Below are 18,717 nucleotides of genomic sequence, written 5' to 3'. Positions count from 1 at the left end.
ATGGGGTCGGACTCCGACTGGTCGGTCATGCAGGCCGCCTCGACGACCCTCTCGGAGTTCGGCGTGGCGCACGAGGTCCGCGTGGTCTCGGCCCACCGCACCCCGCAGGCGATGATCGACTACGGCCGCGGAGCGCGCTCGCGCGGCCTGCGCGTCGTGATCGCGGGTGCCGGCGGAGCCGCCCACCTGCCCGGGATGCTGGCCGCGGTCACCTCCCTGCCCGTCGTCGGCGTCCCCGTGCCGCTCGCGCGGCTCGACGGCCTCGACTCGCTGCTCTCGATCGTGCAGATGCCGGCCGGCGTCCCCGTCGCCACCGTGTCGATCGGCGGCGCCCGCAACGCGGGACTGCTCGCGGTGAAGATGCTCGCGATCGGCGACGACGCGCTGTCCGAGCGCCTCGACGCCTTCGCGGCGGACCTGGAGGCGCAGGTCGCCGCCAAGAACGACGCTCTGGTGGCCGGCCTGTGACGGCGATGACACTTCCGCTGCGGCACCCGGACGTCCGCTCGAGCTCCTTCATGACCCGGCGCGCCTGGTGGCTGCTGATCGGCAACCTGCTCGTCCCCGGCTCCGCGCAGGTGCTCGCGGGCAACCGCCGCCTCGGCCGGCTCGGCCTCGGCTTCACCCTGGCGCTCTGGACGGCGCTGCTGGTCGCCGTCCTCCTCTACTTCGTCTTCCCGACCGGCCTGTACACGCTCGCGACCTTCGACCTGTCGATGCTCGCTCTGCAGGCGGCCCTGGTCGTCTACGGCGTGGTCTGGCTCGTGCTCACCCTGGACACCCTCCGGCTCATCCGGCTGGTGCGGGCGCGGCCGAGGATGCGGGCCGTGCTCGCCTTCGCGACGATCGCGCTGATGGCCGTCTCGGTCGGCTCGACCGCCTACGGCACCTACCTGATCGGGATCACCCGCGGCACGCTGTCCTCGATCTTCGGCGGCGGGGCGATGGAGGCGCCGATCGACGGCCGCTACAACATCATGCTGCTGGGCGGCGACGCCGGTGAGGACCGCGACGGCCTGCGCCCGGACAGCATCTCGGTCGTCAGCATCGACGCGTCGACCGGCGCCGCGACCACGATCGGCGTCTCCCGCGAGTTCATCAACATCCCGTTCCCCGAGGACAGCCCGATGCACGAGCTGTACCCGGACGGCTACAACCTCGACAACTGCGACGTCGACAAGTGCAAGCTCAACTCGATCTACACCGAGGTCGAGCTGAAGCACCCCGAGCTCTACCCGGACGCGGTCGCGGAGGGCAGCGAGCCCGGCATCGAGGCGACCCGCGACGCGGTCGAGGGCATGCTCGGCATCCCGATCCAGTACTACGCGCTGATCGACATGGAGGGCTTCGCCCAGCTGATCGACTCGCTCGGCGGCATCGACATCGACTACCAGGGCACCGAGCCCCTGCCGCTCGGCGGGCTCCCCGACTCCGACGGCGTGATGCAGGGCGTCAACCAGTGGATCGACCCCGGCCCCTGGCACTTCAACGGCGAGCAGGCGCTCGCGTACGCCCGCTCGCGCTACACGACGAGCGACTACGACCGGATGGCGCGGCAGCGCCAGGTGCAGACCGCGCTGCTCGAGCAGTTCGAGCCGGCCAACGTGCTCTCGAAGTTCCAGGACGTGGCCGCCGCCGGCTCCCAGGTGATCAAGACCGACGTCCCGCAGGGGATGCTCGGCTACTTCGTCCAGCTCGGGCTCAAGACGAAGGCCCAGCCGATCGGTGTCGTCGAGCTGATCCCGCCCGTCGTCGAGGTCGACCGCGATCCGGACTACGACGTGGTCCGCTCCCTCGTGCACCAGGGCCTCTTCCCGGACGACCCGGCGCAGTAGCGCCGAAAGCCGCCCTGGTGGCGGGCGCGGTCTCGAGACGCCCCTTCGGGGCTGCTCGACCGACCGAGGTCGCCGATCGCTTTCATGCTGATCGAGTAGCCCGCGGAGCGGGGTTTATCGAGATCCACCGCCGTCAGGCGACGGGTCTGCGGATCAGCGCGTCTCAGAGGTCGGCGTGCAGGGCCCAGACGCGCTCGGCGGAGTCGCGCCAGCTGAAGGCGCGGGAGCGGTCGCGGCCGGCGACCGAGAGGCGCTCGCGCAGTCCGGTGTCGGAGAGCACGCTGCTCATCGCGAGGGCGAGCCGCTCCGGGTAGTGCTTCGCATCGCCGCGCTCGACGGCGACACCGGCGTCGGCCGCGACCTCGAGCAGTGCCTGGTCGTCCGAGTGCACGACCGGCACGCCGAAGTGCATCGCCTCGAGCACCGGCAGACCGAAGCCCTCGGCGATGCTCGGGTAGACGAAGAGGGTGGCCCGGCTGAGCACGAGCGCGAGATCGGTGTCGCTGAGGACGCCGAGCGCGCGCACCCGGTCCTCGCCGAGGCCCTGCTCGTCCGCGACGGAGGCGATGTCGAGCTCGCCCCAGCCGGTCGGCCCGACGATCAGGAGCGGGAGCTCCGGCGCCGACGCCTCGGCGAACGCCGCGATCAGCGAGACCAGGCCCTTGCGCGGCTCGAGCGTGCCGACGCTGAGGACGTACTCGGCCGGCAGCCCGAGGGCCGCCGCGCGCTCGTCGGCGTCGTCGGGGAGAACGAGCCCTGAGCCGACCGCACCGCCGATCACGCGGATCCGGTCGCCGAAGTCGAGGACCTGCGACAGCTGCTGCGCGACCGCGTGCGTCGGGACGACGACCGCATCGGCGAACTTCTGCGCCCTCTTCGCCATCGCGCGGTGCCACTTGGCGCCGTGCGGGGTGAGCGTCTCGGGGTGCGTCCACGGCACCGTGTCGTGGATCGTGACGGCGATCTGCTCGCCCTCGCGACCCTCGTGACTGCGCAGCGGGGCGAACAGGCTCGGGGCGTGCATCATGCCGCCCCCCGAGGGGATGCCGATGCCGTACTGCCAGGCGCGGGAGAGCTCGCGGCGGCCCAGGTGCAGGCGGTGCAGACGCGCGAGGCCGGGCAGGCGCAGCCGCAGATCCTCCTCCTTCTCCGGCGGATGCGCGGAGAAGACGGCCTCGACCTCGCAGTCGCGCGGGGCGGTGCGGATCAGCTCGCGGGTGAGCTCCTCCGTGTAGCGGCCGATGCCCCCGGGGACGCGGGCGAGCATCTGGTCGACGACCACCCGGAGCGTGGTCGTCACGGCGTGACCGCCTCGAGCGGAGCGGCGGCCAGCGCGTCCTGCCAGGACCGCATCGGCGCGAGGCCGGCGGCGGCCCAGGCGTCGTGGCCGAGGACGGAGTAGGCGGGCCGCGGGGCCGGGCGGACGAAGCTGCCGCTGTCGGTCGGGCGGATCCGCTCCGGGTCGAGCCCGGCCTTCTCGAACACGGCGCGGGCGAAGCCGAACCAGGTCGTCTCGCCGGCGTTGGTGCCGTGATAGATCCCGGCCGGCGCGGCGGCGTCGACGAGCGCGATCAGGCGGTCGGCGAGGTCACCCGTCCAGGTGGGCTGCCCGCGCTGGTCGTCGACGACGGTGAGCGTGGGGTGCGCGCCGGCGAGGCGGACCATCGTCTTGGCGAAGTTGCCGCCGTGCGCGCCGTAGAGCCAGGCCGTCCGGACGACGTAGCCCCGTTCGGGGTTCGCGGCGAGCACGAGCTCCTCACCCTCGGCCTTCGTGCGGCCGTAGGCGGAGATCGGGCCGCGGGGGTGCGACTCGGCGTAGGGGCTGGTCGCCGAGCCGTCGAAGACGTAGTCCGTCGAGACCTGGACGATCGCGGCGCCGATCTCGGCGGTGGCGATCGCGAGGTTCTGCGCGCCGAGGGCGTTCACGCGGCGGGCCTCCTCCTCGTCGCTCTCCGCGTCGTCGACCCGGGTGTACGCCGCGCAGTTGAGCACCGCGTCGTGGCCCGCGACGGCGGCGCGGACGGTGTCGAGGTCGGTCACGTCGAGGTCGGCGCGGCCGAGCGCCGTGACGGCGCGATCGCCGAGGGAGGAGCGGAGGTCGGTGCCGAGCATGCCGGAGGCGCCCGTGAGGAGGAAGGTCACCGTCTCATCATGCCGGAGGCCTCCGACGCGCGGACCCCGGCGCACCGGCGGCGACGGTCCACCGCGGCGTCGGCGGGTCGCCGAGCGCTCAGTACACTCGTGACCGTGCAGATCAGAGAGCTCGAGATCCCCGACGCCTACGAGGTCACACCGCGGCAGTTCCCCGACGACCGGGGGGTGTTCTACGAGTTCTACCGCTTCGACCGTCTCGCCGAGAAGGTCGGGCACCCGCTGTCGCTGCAGCAGGGCAACACCTCGGTCTCCAAGCGCGGCACGGTCCGCGGCATCCACTTCGCGCAGATCCCGCCGTCGCAGGCCAAGTACGTCTCCTGCTTCTCCGGCGCGGTGCTCGACTACATCATCGACGTCCGCGTCGGCTCGCCGACCTTCGGGCAGTGGGACTCGGTCCTGCTCGACGATGTCGACCGCCGCTCGGTGTACCTCGGGGAGGGCCTCGCCCACGCCTTCGTCGCGCTGACGGAGGGGGCGGTCGTCTCCTACCTGGTCTCCTCGACCTACGACCCGGTCCGCGAGAAGGGCATCGACCCGCTCGACGAGCGGATCGGCCTGCGCTTCCCGGCCGAGGCGGGCGAGCCGCTGCTCTCGCCGAAGGACACCGACGCGCCGACTCTGGCCGAGGCGGAGGCGCAGGGGATCCTGCCGACCTGGGCCGAGGCGAAGGCGCTCTACGCCCAGCTGGACGGAGCGCACTCGTGAAGGGCATCATCCTCGCCGGAGGCTCCGGCTCGCGGCTCTGGCCGATCACCAAGGGCATCTCGAAGCAGCTGATGCCGATCTACGACAAGCCGATGGTCTACTACCCGCTGTCGACGCTGATGATGGCCGGGATCGACGAGGTCCTGATCATCACGACCCCCGAGTACAACGACCAGTTCCGCGCGCTGCTCGGCGACGGCTCGAGCCTGGGCATGACCCTCTCCTACGCGGTGCAGGAGTCGCCCGACGGGCTCGCGCAGGCCTTCCTGATCGGCGAGGAGTTCATCGGCGACGACTCCGTCGCGCTGGTGCTCGGCGACAACATCTTCCACGGCACGGCGCTCGGCACGGCGCTCGCGGCCAACACCGAGATCGAGGGCGCGGTGATCTTCGCCTACCAGGTGGCGGATCCGCGGGCGTACGGCGTCGTGGAGTTCGACGACGCGTTCCACGCGCTCTCCATCGAGGAGAAGCCCGCGAAGCCGAAGAGCAACTACGCCGTGCCCGGACTGTACTTCTACGACAACTCGGTCGTCGGCATCGCGAAGACGATCGAGCCCTCCGCCCGCGGCGAGCTCGAGATCTCGACGGTCAACGAGCGCTACCTCGAGGCCGGCATGCTGAACGTGCAGGTCCTGGACCGCGGCACGGCCTGGCTCGACACCGGGACCTTCGACTCGATGATCGAGGCGACGGAGTTCGTCCGGGTGATCGAGCAGCGCCAGGGCTTCAAGATCGGCTGCATCGAGGAGATCGCCTGGCGCCACGGCTGGATCGACGACGCGGCACTGGCCGAGCTCGCCGCGCCGCTGGTGAAGAGCGGCTACGGCGCCTACCTGCAGCGGCTGCTCGAGCTCGGTCGCTGACGCGGCGGGTCTCGAGTCGCCGCTGCGCGGCTGCTCGACCAGCAGGTGCTGTCGGCGCGGTCTCGATGCGCCGCGTCGCGGCTACTCGACCGGCATGGCTCTCATGCTGATCGAGTAGCCCGCGGAGCGGGCGTATCGAGATCCACCATCGTCAGCAGAGGGGGCACCCCGGCGTCAGCGGCTGGGTCGCAGGCGCATCAGCGCGACACGCACGCCGAGGCCGAGGCGGACCGCCAGGCGGACGGGCGCCTGGTACCAGGCGTCGTACTTCTGCGCGAGGTAGAGGTAGGCGCTGCGGTGGTGCACCGCGAGCATCCGCGCCGAGGCCAGCCGCGTCGAGTGCCCGCCGAGATGCGACACGACCGCGTCGGCGAGGTAGACGTTCGACCAGCCGCGCTGCCCGAGCGAGTCGCCGAGCTGCACGTCCTCGAAGTACATGAAGTAGCGCTCGTCGAAGCCGCCGATCTGCTCGAACGCGGTGCGCCGCACCATCACGCAGGCGCCCGACAGCCAGCCGGCCGTCATGCTGCCGTGCTGCATCGTCTCGACCGCGCGGGAGCGGCGGTACCGGCGGGACCAGGGGTTGCCCGGCCAGACGTGCGCGAGCAGCGCGTGGCCGACCCCCGTCCCGAGCGAGGGCAGCGCGCGCGCCGAGGGGTAGACCGTGCCGTCCGAGTCGAGGATGCGCGGGCCGATCGAGCCGATCCCGGGATCGGCGGTCGCCGCCGCGTAGAGCGCATCGATCGAGCCGGGCAGGAAGACCGTGTCCGGGTTCGTCACCAGGATCCACTCGATCTCGGGGCCGAGGCGGTCGACGGCGTAGTTGATCGCTCTGCCGTAGCCGAGGTTCTCACCGGTCTCGTGGAAGAGCACCTCGGGGCGGCGCTCGACGACGCGGCGGACGGAGTCGTCGGTGGTCGCGTTGTCGACGACGACGACGCGGACGTCGTGCTCGGTCGCCTCCGGGATCGACTCGAGGCAGGCGCGGAGGACCTCACCCGAGAAGTGGGTGACGACGACGACCGCGATGGGCAACGTCGAGCGGGCGATGAGAGCCTCCGGGGGAGCGGCGTCGACGGGCGGGGGCACCGTCGGAAGAACTCGACGAGGCTAGCACGGGCCCCGAGCGGTGCCTCCGGCGCTCAGCGCGCGGCGGACTCCACCTCGTCGACGACCTCGCCCAGCTCGGGGGCGATCGCCGTGGAGGGCGCCCGGAACACGACGAACTTGTAGAGGCAGAAGTTCCAGACCAGGCCGACCATCACCGCGAACGCTTTCGCGACGTTGATCGCGAGGAAGGCCTTCTCACCCGCGCTGGGCAGGAAGAGGAGCGAGGTGCCGAACCGGGTGTCGAAGAAGACCTCGAAGCCGTAGATGATCAGCGACTGGAGCACGAGCGAGCTGAAGCCGGTGACCAGGAAGAACTGCGCGAAGGTGCGCACGGTCGGCCGGTCGGGGTGCCGGAAGACGAAGAAGTGGTTGAGGAAGTAGGAGATCGAGATGCCGACGGTCACCGAGGCGACGTTCGCGACCAGGGTCGGCAGGCCGACCAGCAGGGCGAGCGCGTTGAGGATGAGGAAGTCGAGCGCCGTGTTGAGCGAGCCGGCGACGAGGAAGCGCACCTTCTGCGACTCCAGCAGGCGCGCCGCTCTCCCCGCAGACGGACTCGACTGACGCGACACGGTGCTCCTCGGGGTCCTCGCGACCCGGGCGGGAGCGATGAGGGCGAGAGTACGCGGCCGATCTGTACTGGAACCCTCCATCGGGGGAACTGAACCTGAGAACGGCGACGCGACGTCCTGCTTCCTCTCACACAGGACGACATGGTGCACGCTGATACTGTTCCACCGCCTCCGCCCCGGCGGACCGTCCACGTCCCCGCCCGAATCGGAACCGCATGCTCTCGCTCACCATCGTCACCCCCACGTACAACGAAGCGGACAACATCGCCGAGCTGCTGCGCCGGGTCGCCGCCGCCGTGGCCCGCGAGTCCGACGTCGTCGTCCGCTCGGTCGTCGTGGACGATTCGTCGCCGGACGGGACGGCCGAGAAGGCGCGCGCCCTGGCGGCCGAGCTCGAGACCCCGTCGTACTCGGTGCAGGTGCTGGAGCGCGCGACCAAGGAGGGTCTCGGCGCGGCCTACCTCTGGGCGTTCGAGCGGATCCTCGAGGCCGAGGACGCTCCGGACTGCGTCCTGCAGATGGACGCCGACCTGTCGCACGACCCGAAGTACCTCGCCGACTTCCTCCGCGAGGTGCGCGCGGGCGCCGACCTCGTCGTCGCGTCGCGCTACATCCCCGGCGGCGGCACCCCGGACTGGACGCTCGACCGGAAGATCCTCAGCCGGGGCGGCAACATCTACGCCCGGGCGATCCTCGGCTCCCGCCTGACCGACTGGACCGGCGGCTTCAACCTGTTCAGCCGCGAGCTGCTCGAGCGGATCCACTTCGAGACCGTCGACGCCACCGGCTACGGGTTCCAGATCGCACTGAAGCACCGAGCGCTCACCGCCGCCCGGCGGGTGCGCGAGATCCCCATCGTCTTCCTCGACCGCACGGAGGGGACCTCGAAGATCCCCGGCAACACCCTGCTGCGGAGCCTCCTCCTCGTGCTCCGGATCCGCCTCGGGCGGGACGGGTCTCGATGACGGCGGTCGTCTCCGCTCCCTCCCGCCGCCGGGCCGTCCTCCTCGAGGCCGCCGGCCTGCTGCTCGTCCTCGCCGGGACGGCGCTCGTGCTCGGCCGGCTGTCGGCGACGCCGTGGTGGCAGTACCTGCTGTCGGACGGCGACTCGCTCGCCCTCCCGCTCCTGGTGCGGTCGGTCGCCGAGGGCGAGCCGTTCGAGTGGGTGATGACGAGCCAGCTCCTCCTGTTCCCGGAGCTCCCGCTCTACCTGGTGAGCCTCGCTCTGGCCGGCGGGTCGGCGGTCGGCGCGCTCATCGCGAACGCCTTCGTCAACGTGGCGGTCCTGCACCTCGCGGTGCGCTGGCTGGCGGGGCGCGTCCTGGCCGGGCGACCCCGCGCCTGGCGGATCGGCGCGGCGGTCGCGGCGACCGCCGTGGTGCTCCTGCTCGCGGCGACCGAGGGCCGCGGACTGATCAACGCGGGAGCGTTCGCGAGCGGCATCCTCCTGACGACCTACTACTCGGGAGTCGCTCTCTCCGCGGTCCTGACGCTCGCCCTGATGGCCGAGGCGAGCGGCGGCTTCGACCCCGCCCGCCCGCCGACCGCGCGGCGCACCGCACTCGCTCTGATCGGGGCCGCGGTCGTCTCGGCGGCGACCACCCTCGCCAATCCGCTGTTCGCCCTGCAGTTCACGGCGCCGGCCGTCGTCTCCCTGCTGGCCGTCCTGGTGCTCCGGCGGATGGCCTGGCGCCCAGCGCTGCTGATCTCCGCCGTGCTCGTCGCCGGCGCGGGCATCGGCTACGCCGCCCGAGGGGCCTTCGCGCGCTTCGTCGCCGTCGACGCGGCCACCTACCTCCACCTCGAGCGGGCGGGCTCCGCGGTCGACGGCTTCCTCCTGCAGGTGCGCGACGTCGGCTCCACCCGGCTCGGGAAGGTCGAGATCCTCGTCGTCGCCCTGCTCCTGCTCGCGGCCGTGCTCACGCTCGTCGTCGCGGTGGCGACCCAGGTCCGGCCGGAGACGCCCTGGGCCGTGGCCGACTCGAGCGTCGTCCTCGCCGTGTTCGTCCTGGTCGCCTCGGCGTCCCTCGTGCTCGGCCAGATCGTCACCGGCAGCCTGGTCAGCCGCTACCTGCTGCCGCTGGCGGTCTTCCCCGCCCTGATGGTGCTGCCCGCCCTCCAGGACTGGGTCCCGCCCGGTCTGCCGGGGGCGGGCCTGCTGCGCCGGCTGCGGCTGCCCCGGCCCGTGCTCACCGCAGCGGCCGCCCTCGCCGTGCTCGTCGCCGCGGTGGGCGCCGTTCTCGCGGCCGGTCCGATCCGCAGCGCGGCCGCGCAGGCCGGCTCGACCCCGGAGCGCGCCTGCCTCGAGCAGTGGCTCGACGGTCGCGACCTCGCCGGGGTCGGCTCGTTCTGGACCACCCGGCCGCTGGCGCTCTACGCCGATCCGTCCGTCGACGTGCAGCAGGTCAACTTCGACTTCACACCGCAGCTCTGGATGAACAACGCGGCGGAGTACCGGTCGAAGACGTTCAGCTACGTGCTCGCCGACCGGGACCCGGACTGGGCGGCCCTCGCGCTCGGCACGCTCGGCGAGCCCGCCTCGGTGACCGCCTGCCCGACCTTCGACGTCTACGACTACGCCGGGACCGCGGGCGAGTCGACCCTGAACACGATCGTCCAGCGCGGCATCGAGACGGCGGAGGCCGAGCGTGGCCTCTGAGCGGCGGGCGCGTCCCGCAACCGACGCGCGGGGCGGCAGTGGCGCGACGCGCCGGCGCCTGCTCGTCGAGCTCGGCGCGGCGCTCGCCGCCGCCGGTGCGAGCGTGCTCGCCGCCGTCGTCGCGCTGGGCGTGACGCCGGCGGCGATGACGCAGCGCTGGCAGGTGGGCGGCGGCGACCAGACGCTGCACTACCTGCTCTTCCGCAGCGCGACGCAGGCGTTCCCCTTCACCGAGAACGGGGCCCTGGGATTCCCGGACGGCTTCAACGCCTTCTTCACCGCGCAGTTCGACGTCGCCGCCGCGGTGACGGCCGGAGCGCTGAGCCTCGTCGTCCGCGACGGCTTCGTGCTGCTCAACGTCTTCACCCTGCTGACCTTCGCTTCCACCGCCCTGACCGGCTACGCCTTCTTCCGGTGCCTGCGCTCCCCGGTCTGGGCGTCGGCGCTCCTGGCCGCCGTCTTCAGCCTCGCCCCCTACCACTTCCTGCGGGTCGGCTACGGGCACCCGTTCCTCGCCGCGTACTGGGCGATCCCCCTCCTCGGCATCCTGGTCCTCGTCGCCGCCGGCGATCGGACCGACCCGTTCCGCGCCTGGCGGGCGCGCGGGGCGACACCGCGTGCGCGGCTGCTGCGCGGCGCCGTGCCGGTCCTCGTCCTCCCCGCCCTCATCGCGTCGAGCAGCGGCTACTACTACGTCTTCAGCGTGCTCGTGCTCGGCGGGGTGTGGGCGCTGTGCGCACTCGCCGGTCTCGCCAGCCGGGTGCCGCTGCGCGAGGTCCTCGGCCGGGGGCTGCCGCTGGCCGTCCTCGGGATCTTCGTCGGGATCGAGATCGCCGTCCTCGGCAGCGACTGGGGCGAGCGCACGACGGCCTACTTCCAGAGCCGCGGAGTGGGGGAGTCGGAGATCTTCGCCGGCAAGCTGCTCTCGCTCTTCCTGCCCTGGCAGGGCACCGAGCTGCCCAAGATCGGCGCCCTGACGAACCTCTACTCGACGGGGACCGCCGTCGCCGTCACGACCGAGCCGCCCGGCATGCCCGTGCTCGCGATCGCCGGACTGTGCCTCCTGCTGCTGGCGCTGCCGCTGACCGGTGCCGTCGGCGGACGGGCGCTCCGCCTCACCGCCGTCGGCCGGCTCCTCTCGGACGAGCGGCTGCGGGTCCTCGCGATCGCGGCGCTCTGGACGCTCGCCTTCTTCGTCATCGCGGGCTTCGGCATGGCGGTCGCGCTGTTCCTCGATCCGACGATCCGCGCGTGGTCGCGGCTGTCGATCGTGATCATCCTGCTCGGGCTCGGCGCGGTCGCGATCGCCCTCGGCCGGATCACCCGGCGCGGACTGCGCATCGCGGCGGCCGTCGTGATCGTCGGCGTCGCCGCTCTCGATCAGCTCGCGGGCGTCGCGCGGATGGTGCCGATCGCGCCGACCGACGACGCGGAGGTCTCCGCGCTCGTCGCCGAGACGGACGCCGCACTGCCGGACGGCTGCGGAGTGGTGCAGCTGCCGATCAAGAGCTTCCCCGACAGCGGGGCGATCGGGAGCATGGGCGACTACGACCCCGCCCTCCCGTATCTGCGGACCGAGGGCGAGGACCTCGCCTGGAGCTACGGCTCGGTCGGCGGCACCGAGGGCTACGAGGTCTTCGACGACCTCGGGACGCCCGCCGAGTTCGCCGCGGCCGTGCGCGCGAGCGGGGCGTGCGCCGTCTCCATCGACACCGCCGCGTACGTCGGTCGCGAGGGCGCCTGGGAGGACGACGTCGTCGCGGTGAGCGGAGCGCTCACGCCGACGGCGCAGTCCTCCTCCGGGCGCTGGCTGGTCTTCCCGGTCGTGCCCTGACCGCGGTCGCAGCGTGACCGCGGGTCGTCCGTGGTCCGAGGCCGCCCGCCGCGGCGCCGCTCACGAGCGGAAGAGCAGCCAGCGCTGGTCGGCGTCGTCGCTGGTGACGGCGGGGGCGTCGGGGTCCGCGACCGCGTCGACGAAGGCGCGCCAGCCGTCGGGGTCGTCGACGTACGCCGCCGTGTCGACGAGGACCGCGCAGGCGCCGGAGGCGTCGTACTCGCGCTCGAAGGCACGGGTCGTGGTCGCGTCGTCCCAGTCGTCGGCCGAGTGCGTGCCGCGCACGGCACCGTAGCTGAAGCGCAGGCCGTCCTCGTCCGAGGAGTAGACGTAGGGCAGCGCCTCGTCGTAGTCGCCCATGTCGCCGATGGCGCCGGTCTCGGGGAAGTCCTTGAGCGGGAGCTGCACGACGCCGCAGTCGGACCGCAGCACCGCCTCGCTCTCGTCGACGAAGGAGCGGAGGGCGGAGTCGCCGGTGGCCTCGACGTCGATGCCCGTCGAGGCACCGCCGACCTGGTCGACCAGGCCGACCACCGCGACGACGGCGAGGATCGGGAGGAGGAGCCGCAGCCGCGGGGCGAGCGCCTCCATCGCCAGTCCTGCGACGCCGAGGGCGAGGACGCTGAGGACGATGGAGAAGCGCGACCAGGCGCGGATCTCCGGGCTGACGACGTAGGCCAGGACGGCGCCGAGGCCCGCCACCACGAAGAACAGCAGCCCGACGACGAAGGCCTGCGAGAGCAGGCCCACGCGGGCGTCGGCGACGAGCTCGCCGAGGCGCGACCGGCGCTCGAGCGCGGGGCGACCGGCGCTGAAGAGGATCACGAGGACGACGAGCAGCACGATGAGGAAGGCGACCGAGACGACGACCGCCGTGACGGGGTTCTCCGACGTCGGCACCACCTCGCTCGAGTTCTCGTACCCGCGGGCCAGCGCGGCGAGCGGGCCGAACCCGCTGAAGGGCGCGGGCAGCAGCAGGTTCTGGATCTTCCCGCCGTAGATCTCCGACTCCTGCGCCGAGCGGCCCTGGAAGTACTTCTCGTAGCGGTCGCCCTGGTCGTTCGAGAGGGCCAGCAGCTGCACCGCGATCAGGACGACGAGGGCGCCGAGCGCGAACGTCGGCCAGGCGAGGGTCCGCAGCGGAGCGCGCCGCACGAGCACGGTGACCACCGCGACGGCCCAGGCGGCACCGAGGACGATGGCACCGAAGACGAAGTAGTACGACTGCGTCCAGGCCACGGCGATCGCCAGGACCAGCACGAGGAGACCGCGGAGGACGTGGCGGCGCCGGCCGGCGACCCCCGAGGTCCAGCGCCGCAGCGGATCGGTGGCGTCGCCTCCGATGACGAGCAGGAGCACGCCGATCAGGGGGACGGACCAGTAGTTCGCCAGGAACGGGTGCCCCAGCGCGAGCTGGAAGAAGTGGTAGGGGAGGATCGCGGTCAGGACCCCGAGGACGAGCGAGGTCGGGCGGCGCAGGCGAAGGGCGCGGTAGAAGAGGTACGCGGTCGCGCCCGCGGCGGGGAACCCGGCGAGGCTGTAGAGGTTGAACAGCCAGACGCCGTCCGGGGTGAACGGACCGACGAGCGCCACGAACGCGGCGGACCACGGATCGAACAGCGGTGCGAAGAACAGGTTCTGCGCCTCGGGGAAGCCGAGCCGGTCGTTCGGGAAGAACGGTAGGACGTCGCGTGCGCTCGAGAAGATCGCGTAGTGCAGCACCTGGTCGGCACCGCCGAAGGTCCAGCGCAGGCCGAGCTGGTCGACACCGACGCGCAGGGCGAGCATGCCGAGCACCGTGGCGACGACCGCCGAGAGCAGTGTCAGGCCCGCGTCGACGAGGAGGACGCGGGGCCGGCGCTTCACCGGGGTGGGCTGCGCTGCCGGTTCGGGCTGCTCGGCGGGTGCGGGCTGCTCGTCCGGGGTGGTCTGCTCGGCGGGTGCGGGCTGCTCGTCGGGGGTGGTCGGCCCGTCCGGTCCGGGCTGCTCGCCCGGGGTCGTCCGCTCCTCGGGGTCGGTCTGCCCGGCCGGTGCGGTCGGCGTGTCGGACGCGTCCTCGGGTGTCATCAGAGCGGTCGTCCTTCGGTCGGGCACCGGGCGCGCTCGGTGCGGGGGAGGGGGCGCTCCGGAACCCTATGGTATTTTCATTTGGCTTCGCCGGGCTCCCGGTCTGCTCTCCCCCTTCGTTCCCCACTCTGAGGAGGCGGTCCTCGACCGTGACCCGCATGTTCCTCCTCGCCGGCGGTGCCGGCTTCCTCGGCTCCCACCTCGCGGCCGAGATCGTCCGCCGCGGCGACAGCGTCGTGGTGATCGACTCGCTGCTGACCGGCTCGACCGCCAATCTCGAGTCCCTCCGCGGACACGAGCGCTTCACCTTCGTCCAGGACGACGCCGCGAACGCCCTCGCCGTCCCCGGGCGCTTCGACGTGGTCCTGCACTTCGCCTCGCCGGCGTCGCCCCCGCGGTACCTCGCCCACCCGATCGAGACGCTGCACGCGGGCTCGACCGTGACCGAGGCGCTGCTCGAGGTCGCCAAGCGCGACGGCGCCCGCTTCGTCGTGTCCTCCACCTCGGAGGTCTACGGCGACCCGCACGTGCACCCGCAGCACGAGGAGTACTGGGGCAACGTCAACCCGAACGGGCCGCGCAGCGTCTACGACGAGGCGAAACGCTACGCGGAGGCGATCACGTTCGCGTACCGCCGCTACTTCGACGTCGACACCGGCGTCGTGCGCATCTTCAACACCTACGGCCCGAACATGGACATCGACGACGGCCGCGCCGTCCCGGCGTTCGTGAAGGCGGCGCTGGCCGGCACCTCGATCCCGATGCACGGCGACGGCACCCAGACCCGCTCGCTGCTCTACGTGGACGATCTCGTCGACGGGATCCTCCGGATGGCCGATTCCACGGACTCGGGTCCGATCAACCTGGGCAGCGTCGACGAGCTGGAGCTGGGCGAGATCGCCCGCCGCATCGTCGCGATCATCGGCAGCGACTCGGAGATCCACTACGAGCCGCGCCCGATCGACGACCCGGAGCGCCGCAAGCCCGACATCACGAAGGCCCGCGAGATCCTCGGCTGGCAGCCGACCGTGCCCCTCGAGGACGGACTGGCGCGGACCATCGCCTGGTTCCAGTCCACCGTCGTCCCCGCGCCGTAGCCGCCCCGCCCCGCCGCGCGTCGCGTACCCTGCGCGCCCCCGCCCCGCCGCGCACCCGCGCCCGACCCCACCGCGCGCCGCGGCCCGCCCGGCGCCGCACGAGAGAGAATCCCGACGTGAAGCTTTCCATCCTCATGCCCGTCTACAACGAGCAGGCGACCCTCCAGAAGGCCGTCGACCGCGTGCTCGCGATCGAGTTCCAGGACGGCGTCGAGATCGAGTTCGTGATCGTCAACGACGGCAGCCGCGACCGCACGAAGCAGATCCTCGACGCGCTGGAGGACCCGCGCATCCGCGTCTTCCACCAGCCGGTGAACCAGGGCAAGGGCGCGGCGATCAGCCGGGCCGTCCAGGAGGCGACCGGCGACTACGTCATCATCTGCGACGCCGACGAGGAGTACCGGCCCAGCGAGATCCCGACGCTGCTGCAGCCCGTCCTCGACGGCGAGGCGCAGCTGGTCTACGGCAGCCGTACCTTCGGCAGCCACACCTCGTTCTCCTACTGGTACGTCATCGGCAACAAGGGCGTGAACCTGATCACGAACGTGCTCTTCAACGCCTACGTCTCCGACGTCGAGACCTGCTTCAAGCTGATGCCGCTGAGCCTCTACCGCTCGCTCCAGATCAAGGAGAAGGGCTTCGGCATGGAGGCGGAGGTCACCGCGAAGCTCCTCGCCCGCGGCTACCGCCCCTACGAGGTCGGGATCAGCTACAAGGCCCGCACCCGCGAGGAGGGCAAGAAGATCACCGTCAAGGACGGCTTCGAGGCCCTCTGGATCCTGCTCAAGATCCGGGTCCGCGAGGGCTCCCGCACCCGCCCGCCGCAGACCGCGGGGGTGTGAGCCGGTGGCCGGCAGGGGACCCGTCGCGCTGGCGAAGGCGCTCTACAGCGGTCTGATCTCCTACGTGCTGAAGTTCGGCGTCGTCGGGATCCTCGGCCTCGTCGTCGACGTCACGGTCTTCAACCTGCTGCGGGTCGGCGGGATCGGCGGCGAACACCTCCTCTCCGGCCCGATCGGCGCGAAGGTCGTCGCGGTCGCCGCCGCGACCGTCGTCACCTGGTTCGGCAACCGCTACTGGACGTTCCGCGAGCACCGCCGCGCCAACTACCTCCTCGAGCTCGCCGAGTTCAGCGTCGTCGCGGTCGCCGGCATGCTGGTGAACCTGCTGCCGCTGTACATCTCGCACTACGTGCTCGGCTTCGACAACCTCGTCGCCGACAACATCTCCGCGAACGTCATCGGCCTCCTGCTCGCCACCGCGTTCCGCTTCGTCCTCTACCGCTTCTGGGTCTTCGGACACCACCGGAGCGGGGGCGTGGTCGCGAACCGCGAGGCGGAGCAGGCCGCCGCCGCCCTCTTCGAGGACGACCAGGCCGCAGCCGCGGACACCGGCCGCATCCCCCGCCTGCGCTGACCGACGCGGCGGCGGACGCTCAGGCCGTCGGCTCGGCGAGAGCCAGGTCGAGCAGCATCCGCGCGGCGCGGTCCCAGCCCGGCACCTCCCGCGGCGGGACGCGTCGCGGACTGCGCACCGCCGCCTCGATCGCGGCGACCCAACCGGCCCGGTCGGCCGGGGCGACGAAGACGGCGTCCTCCTCCCGGCCCGCGAGCGCGTCGCGCAGTCCCGGGATGTCGGCGGCGAGGACGGGACTCCCGCAGGCGACCGCCTCGAGTGCCGGAAGGCCGAATCCCTCGTGCCAGGACGGCATCGCGACGGCGTCGGCGCCGGTGAGCAGGGCGGGCAGGTCCTCGTCCGGGACGTACCCGCTCGCGAAGCGGACGTCCGCTCCACCGGCGACCGCTCGCGCGACCGCGTCGTGGACGTCGCCGTTGTCCCAGCCGTCGCCGCCGACGAGGAGCAGGGTGTGCCCGGCGGGCCTCTCGGCCTCGGCGTAGGCGTCGACCAGGGTCGCGAGGTTCTTGCGCTTCTCGATCGAGCCGACGAAGAGGAGGTAGCGCCCGAGCGAGTGCGCCTCGCGGGCCCGGGCGACCTCGGCCGCGGTGCGGGCGTGGAAGAGCTCGACGTCGACCGTGGTCGGCAGCACGCGGACGCGGTCCGCGTCGACGCCCAGCGCGGAGGTGATCTCGCGCGCGGAGGACGCAGTCCCGGTGAGCACGAGATCGGAGCGCCGGAGCCACCGCGGCACCTCCCGCGCGAGCAGCTCGCGGCGCTCGCGGGGGACCAACTCGGGCAGGACCGCGAAGCAGACGTCGTGCACGAAGGTCAGCGATCGCGAGCGGGTGAGGGGCCAGTTGCGGAAGTTGGGGAAGAAGTAGGCGCCGCGCCCGAGGAGGAGGTCGATCCCCGGGAAGGGGAGCCGCGTCAGCGCGCTCCACAGCCGGCGGGGGAGCGGCACCGGGCGCACGCGGAGGGTGCGGAAGCCGAACCGCTCGAGCGCGTCCGCCTCGCTCGCCGGCACGACGAGCAGCACCTCGGCTCGCGCCGCGACGTCGTCCGTGTCGAGGGCGCGGAGGATCCCGAGCAGGACCCGGCCCACGCCCGTCAGTCGCGGGGCGGTGAGCGCGGTCGCGTCGACCAGCAGCCGGCCGCGCGCTGCGCTCACGGCCGGCTGAGGCGGACTTCGGAGTCGATGTCGACGACGCCGTCGTGCACGGAGGAGCGCTCGACCGTGAAGGTCGCCGCGACCGGGGTCCGCGTGGTCTCGCCCTGCGAGAAGGTGCCCGCCGAGGCGTGCACGGCGTAGTTGCCGCCGCCGAGGTGCAGATCGGGCAGGGTGAAAGTGACGGTCATCTCGCCGTCGACGCTCGACAGCGGGGTGCCGATGCGCTCGGTGTTGGTGCCGAAGACGCGCTGCCCGAGGGGGGTGTCGATGCCCATGCCGATGTTCCAGTCGTCGACCGGCCGGCTGGTGCGCACGGTGACGTCGAACTCGAGCGACTCGCCGCTGCGGACGACGATGCCGCCGTGCTCGATCGATCCGCCGCGCAGCCGGCAGTCGAGGATGTCGATGAGGGTCGGGGCCGGCTCGTCCTCGGCGCCGGCGGCGGCCGCCTCGCGCTCCTGACGGGCCTGGCGCCGGTCCTCGAAGCTCTCGCGGAGCACCTGCAGACCCTCCGACGTCTCGCCGTCGAACACGACGTTGCCCTTCTCGAGCACGATCGTGCGGTCGCAGAGCTCGCCGACCTGCTCGAGGGAGTGGGTGACCAGGACGATGGTCTTCCCGGCGCGCTGGAAGGCGCGGATGCGGTCCATGCACTTGCGCTGGAACGGCTCGTCACCGACGGCGAGGACCTCGTCGACCAGCAGGAGGTCGGGATCCGTGTGGATCGCGATCGCGAACGCGAGCCGGACGTACATGCCCGACGAGTAGAACTTCACCTGGGTGTCGATGAACTCGGCGATCTCCGAGAACTCGACGATCGCGTCGAACTTGCCGTCGAGCTCCGCCCGGGACAGCCCGAGGATGGCGCCGTTGAGGTAGACGTTCTCCCGGCCGGTGAGGTCGGGGTGGAACCCGGCGCCGAGCTCGAGCAGGGCGGCGAGGCGCCCGCGGCGCTCGACCGTCCCGGTGGTCGGCTGGACGATGCCGCCGATCAGCTTGAGGAGGGTGCTCTTGCCGGAGCCGTTGGCGCCGATGAGGCCGACGGTGGAGCCGAGCGGGATCTCGAGGTCCACGTCGCGCAGCGCCCAGAACTCGTCGCGGTGCTTGCGCCCGCGGCCGAAGTTGACGATCCGCTCCTTGAACGACTTGTCCTTGCGGATCACGAAGCGCTTGGACGCGCCGCGGACGCGGACGACGGTGGGCGTGGCCGTGGGGCCCGAGGCCGACTCCGGCTTGCTGGTGAGGGTCACGA

Annotated in this window: 17 protein-coding genes; 10 read left to right on the top strand and 7 right to left on the bottom strand. The window is 72.2% G+C overall.

What is annotated here, in order from left to right:
* Both purE and EDF36_RS19990 read left to right on the top strand, forming a co-directional pair.
* Window positions 1–468 carry a 5-(carboxyamino)imidazole ribonucleotide mutase gene (purE, locus tag EDF36_RS19995; RefSeq protein WP_123734368.1) on the top strand — a complete coding sequence of 156 codons (468 nt, stop codon included), beginning with the start codon at window positions 1–3 and terminating at the stop codon, window positions 466–468.
* A gap of 5 nt (window positions 469–473) precedes the next feature.
* A complete protein-coding gene (locus EDF36_RS19990) occupies window positions 474–1,835 on the top strand; it encodes an LCP family protein (RefSeq protein ID WP_123704679.1) in 1,362 nt (453 codons plus the stop codon).
* 163 nt (window positions 1,836–1,998) lie between these two features.
* Here the strand turns inward: EDF36_RS19990 and EDF36_RS19985 are convergent, their stop codons facing one another.
* On the bottom strand, window positions 1,999–3,135 hold the full coding sequence (locus tag EDF36_RS19985; protein ID WP_260300822.1) for a glycosyltransferase family 1 protein: 1,137 nt from the start codon (window positions 3,133–3,135) through the stop codon (window positions 1,999–2,001).
* Window positions 3,132–3,977 (bottom strand): dTDP-4-dehydrorhamnose reductase, encoded by an 846-nt coding sequence (rfbD, locus tag EDF36_RS19980; protein WP_123734366.1) that lies wholly within the window; start codon window positions 3,975–3,977, stop codon window positions 3,132–3,134. Before rfbD ends, EDF36_RS19985 begins: the two co-directional genes overlap by 4 nt.
* Window positions 3,978–4,082: 105 nt before the next feature.
* Here rfbD and EDF36_RS19975 point away from each other — a divergent pair, with 105 nt between their 5' ends.
* Together EDF36_RS19975 and rfbA are read left to right on the top strand one after the other, a co-directional pair.
* Window positions 4,083–4,694: a dTDP-4-dehydrorhamnose 3,5-epimerase family protein gene (locus EDF36_RS19975; protein WP_123734365.1), complete on the top strand. Its 612-nt coding sequence runs from the start codon at window positions 4,083–4,085 to the stop codon at window positions 4,692–4,694.
* A complete protein-coding gene (rfbA, locus tag EDF36_RS19970; protein WP_123734355.1) occupies window positions 4,691–5,560 on the top strand; it encodes a glucose-1-phosphate thymidylyltransferase RfbA in 870 nt (289 codons plus the stop codon). Before EDF36_RS19975 ends, rfbA begins: the two co-directional genes overlap by 4 nt.
* Window positions 5,561–5,734: 174 nt before the next feature.
* On the opposite strand, the gene EDF36_RS19965 is transcribed toward rfbA, so the two are convergent.
* Together EDF36_RS19965 and EDF36_RS19960 are read right to left on the bottom strand one after the other, a co-directional pair.
* Window positions 5,735–6,649 (bottom strand): glycosyltransferase family 2 protein, encoded by a 915-nt coding sequence (locus EDF36_RS19965; RefSeq protein WP_244209381.1) that lies wholly within the window; start codon window positions 6,647–6,649, stop codon window positions 5,735–5,737.
* A 53-nt stretch (window positions 6,650–6,702) separates the two neighbouring features.
* On the bottom strand, window positions 6,703–7,242 hold the full coding sequence (locus EDF36_RS19960; protein ID WP_260300821.1) for a GtrA family protein: 540 nt from the start codon (window positions 7,240–7,242) through the stop codon (window positions 6,703–6,705).
* 215 nt (window positions 7,243–7,457) lie between these two features.
* Between EDF36_RS19960 and EDF36_RS19955 the strand changes: the two genes are divergently transcribed.
* The 3 genes from EDF36_RS19955 to EDF36_RS19945 are packed head-to-tail and all read left to right on the top strand — an operon-like array spanning window position 7,458 to window position 11,735.
* Window positions 7,458–8,207, top strand: coding sequence for a polyprenol monophosphomannose synthase (locus EDF36_RS19955; RefSeq protein ID WP_123734353.1), 750 nt, complete (start codon window positions 7,458–7,460; stop codon window positions 8,205–8,207).
* Window positions 8,204–9,901, top strand: a complete 1,698-nt coding sequence (locus EDF36_RS21470) for a hypothetical protein (RefSeq protein WP_185020579.1) — start codon at window positions 8,204–8,206, stop codon at window positions 9,899–9,901. The genes EDF36_RS19955 and EDF36_RS21470 overlap by 4 nt, the downstream gene beginning before the upstream one ends.
* Window positions 9,891–11,735: a hypothetical protein gene (locus EDF36_RS19945; protein ID WP_123734352.1), complete on the top strand. Its 1,845-nt coding sequence runs from the start codon at window positions 9,891–9,893 to the stop codon at window positions 11,733–11,735. The genes EDF36_RS21470 and EDF36_RS19945 overlap by 11 nt, the downstream gene beginning before the upstream one ends.
* Before the next feature lie 60 nt (window positions 11,736–11,795).
* On the opposite strand, the gene EDF36_RS19940 is transcribed toward EDF36_RS19945, so the two are convergent.
* Window positions 11,796–13,802 carry a hypothetical protein gene (locus EDF36_RS19940; RefSeq protein ID WP_123734351.1) on the bottom strand — a complete coding sequence of 669 codons (2,007 nt, stop codon included), beginning with the start codon at window positions 13,800–13,802 and terminating at the stop codon, window positions 11,796–11,798.
* A 158-nt stretch (window positions 13,803–13,960) separates the two neighbouring features.
* Between EDF36_RS19940 and EDF36_RS19935 the strand changes: the two genes are divergently transcribed.
* From EDF36_RS19935 to EDF36_RS19920, 3 genes are all read left to right on the top strand, one after another.
* Window positions 13,961–14,899, top strand: coding sequence for an NAD-dependent epimerase/dehydratase family protein (locus tag EDF36_RS19935; protein ID WP_123702627.1), 939 nt, complete (start codon window positions 13,961–13,963; stop codon window positions 14,897–14,899).
* 116 nt (window positions 14,900–15,015) lie between these two features.
* Complete coding sequence (locus tag EDF36_RS19925) at window positions 15,016–15,741, top strand: glycosyltransferase family 2 protein (protein ID WP_123702629.1); 726 nt, start codon at window positions 15,016–15,018, stop codon at window positions 15,739–15,741.
* A gap of 4 nt (window positions 15,742–15,745) precedes the next feature.
* A complete protein-coding gene (locus EDF36_RS19920; RefSeq protein ID WP_243586413.1) occupies window positions 15,746–16,315 on the top strand; it encodes a GtrA family protein in 570 nt (189 codons plus the stop codon).
* Window positions 16,316–16,334: 19 nt separating this feature from the next.
* Here the strand turns inward: EDF36_RS19920 and EDF36_RS19915 are convergent, their stop codons facing one another.
* Window positions 16,335–17,465: a glycosyltransferase family 1 protein gene (locus tag EDF36_RS19915; protein ID WP_123734349.1), complete on the bottom strand. Its 1,131-nt coding sequence runs from the start codon at window positions 17,463–17,465 to the stop codon at window positions 16,335–16,337.
* A complete protein-coding gene (locus tag EDF36_RS19910) occupies window positions 17,462–18,715 on the bottom strand; it encodes an ABC transporter ATP-binding protein (protein ID WP_123444369.1) in 1,254 nt (417 codons plus the stop codon). Before EDF36_RS19910 ends, EDF36_RS19915 begins: the two co-directional genes overlap by 4 nt.
* Between the last annotated feature and the right edge of the window lie 2 nt (window positions 18,716–18,717).

The sequence above is a fragment of the Rathayibacter sp. PhB152 genome (assembly GCF_003751395.1).
Lineage (GTDB): Bacteria > Actinomycetota > Actinomycetes > Actinomycetales > Microbacteriaceae > Rathayibacter > Rathayibacter festucae.
This window is presented reverse-complemented; position numbering and strand designations above follow the sequence as displayed.

Coding starts and splice junctions, on each gene's coding strand:
- EDF36_RS19955 (WP_123734353.1), top strand. CDS start 7,458: ATGCTCTCGCTCACCATCGTCACCCCCACGTACAACGAAGCGGACAAC.
- EDF36_RS21470 (WP_185020579.1), top strand. CDS start 8,204: ATGACGGCGGTCGTCTCCGCTCCCTCCCGCCGCCGGGCCGTCCTCCTC.
- EDF36_RS19990 (WP_123704679.1), top strand. CDS start 474: ATGACACTTCCGCTGCGGCACCCGGACGTCCGCTCGAGCTCCTTCATG.
- EDF36_RS19940 (WP_123734351.1), bottom strand. CDS start 13,802: ATGACACCCGAGGACGCGTCCGACACGCCGACCGCACCGGCCGGGCAG.
- EDF36_RS19935 (WP_123702627.1), top strand. CDS start 13,961: ATGTTCCTCCTCGCCGGCGGTGCCGGCTTCCTCGGCTCCCACCTCGCG.
- purE (WP_123734368.1), top strand. CDS start 1: ATGGGGTCGGACTCCGACTGGTCGGTCATGCAGGCCGCCTCGACGACC.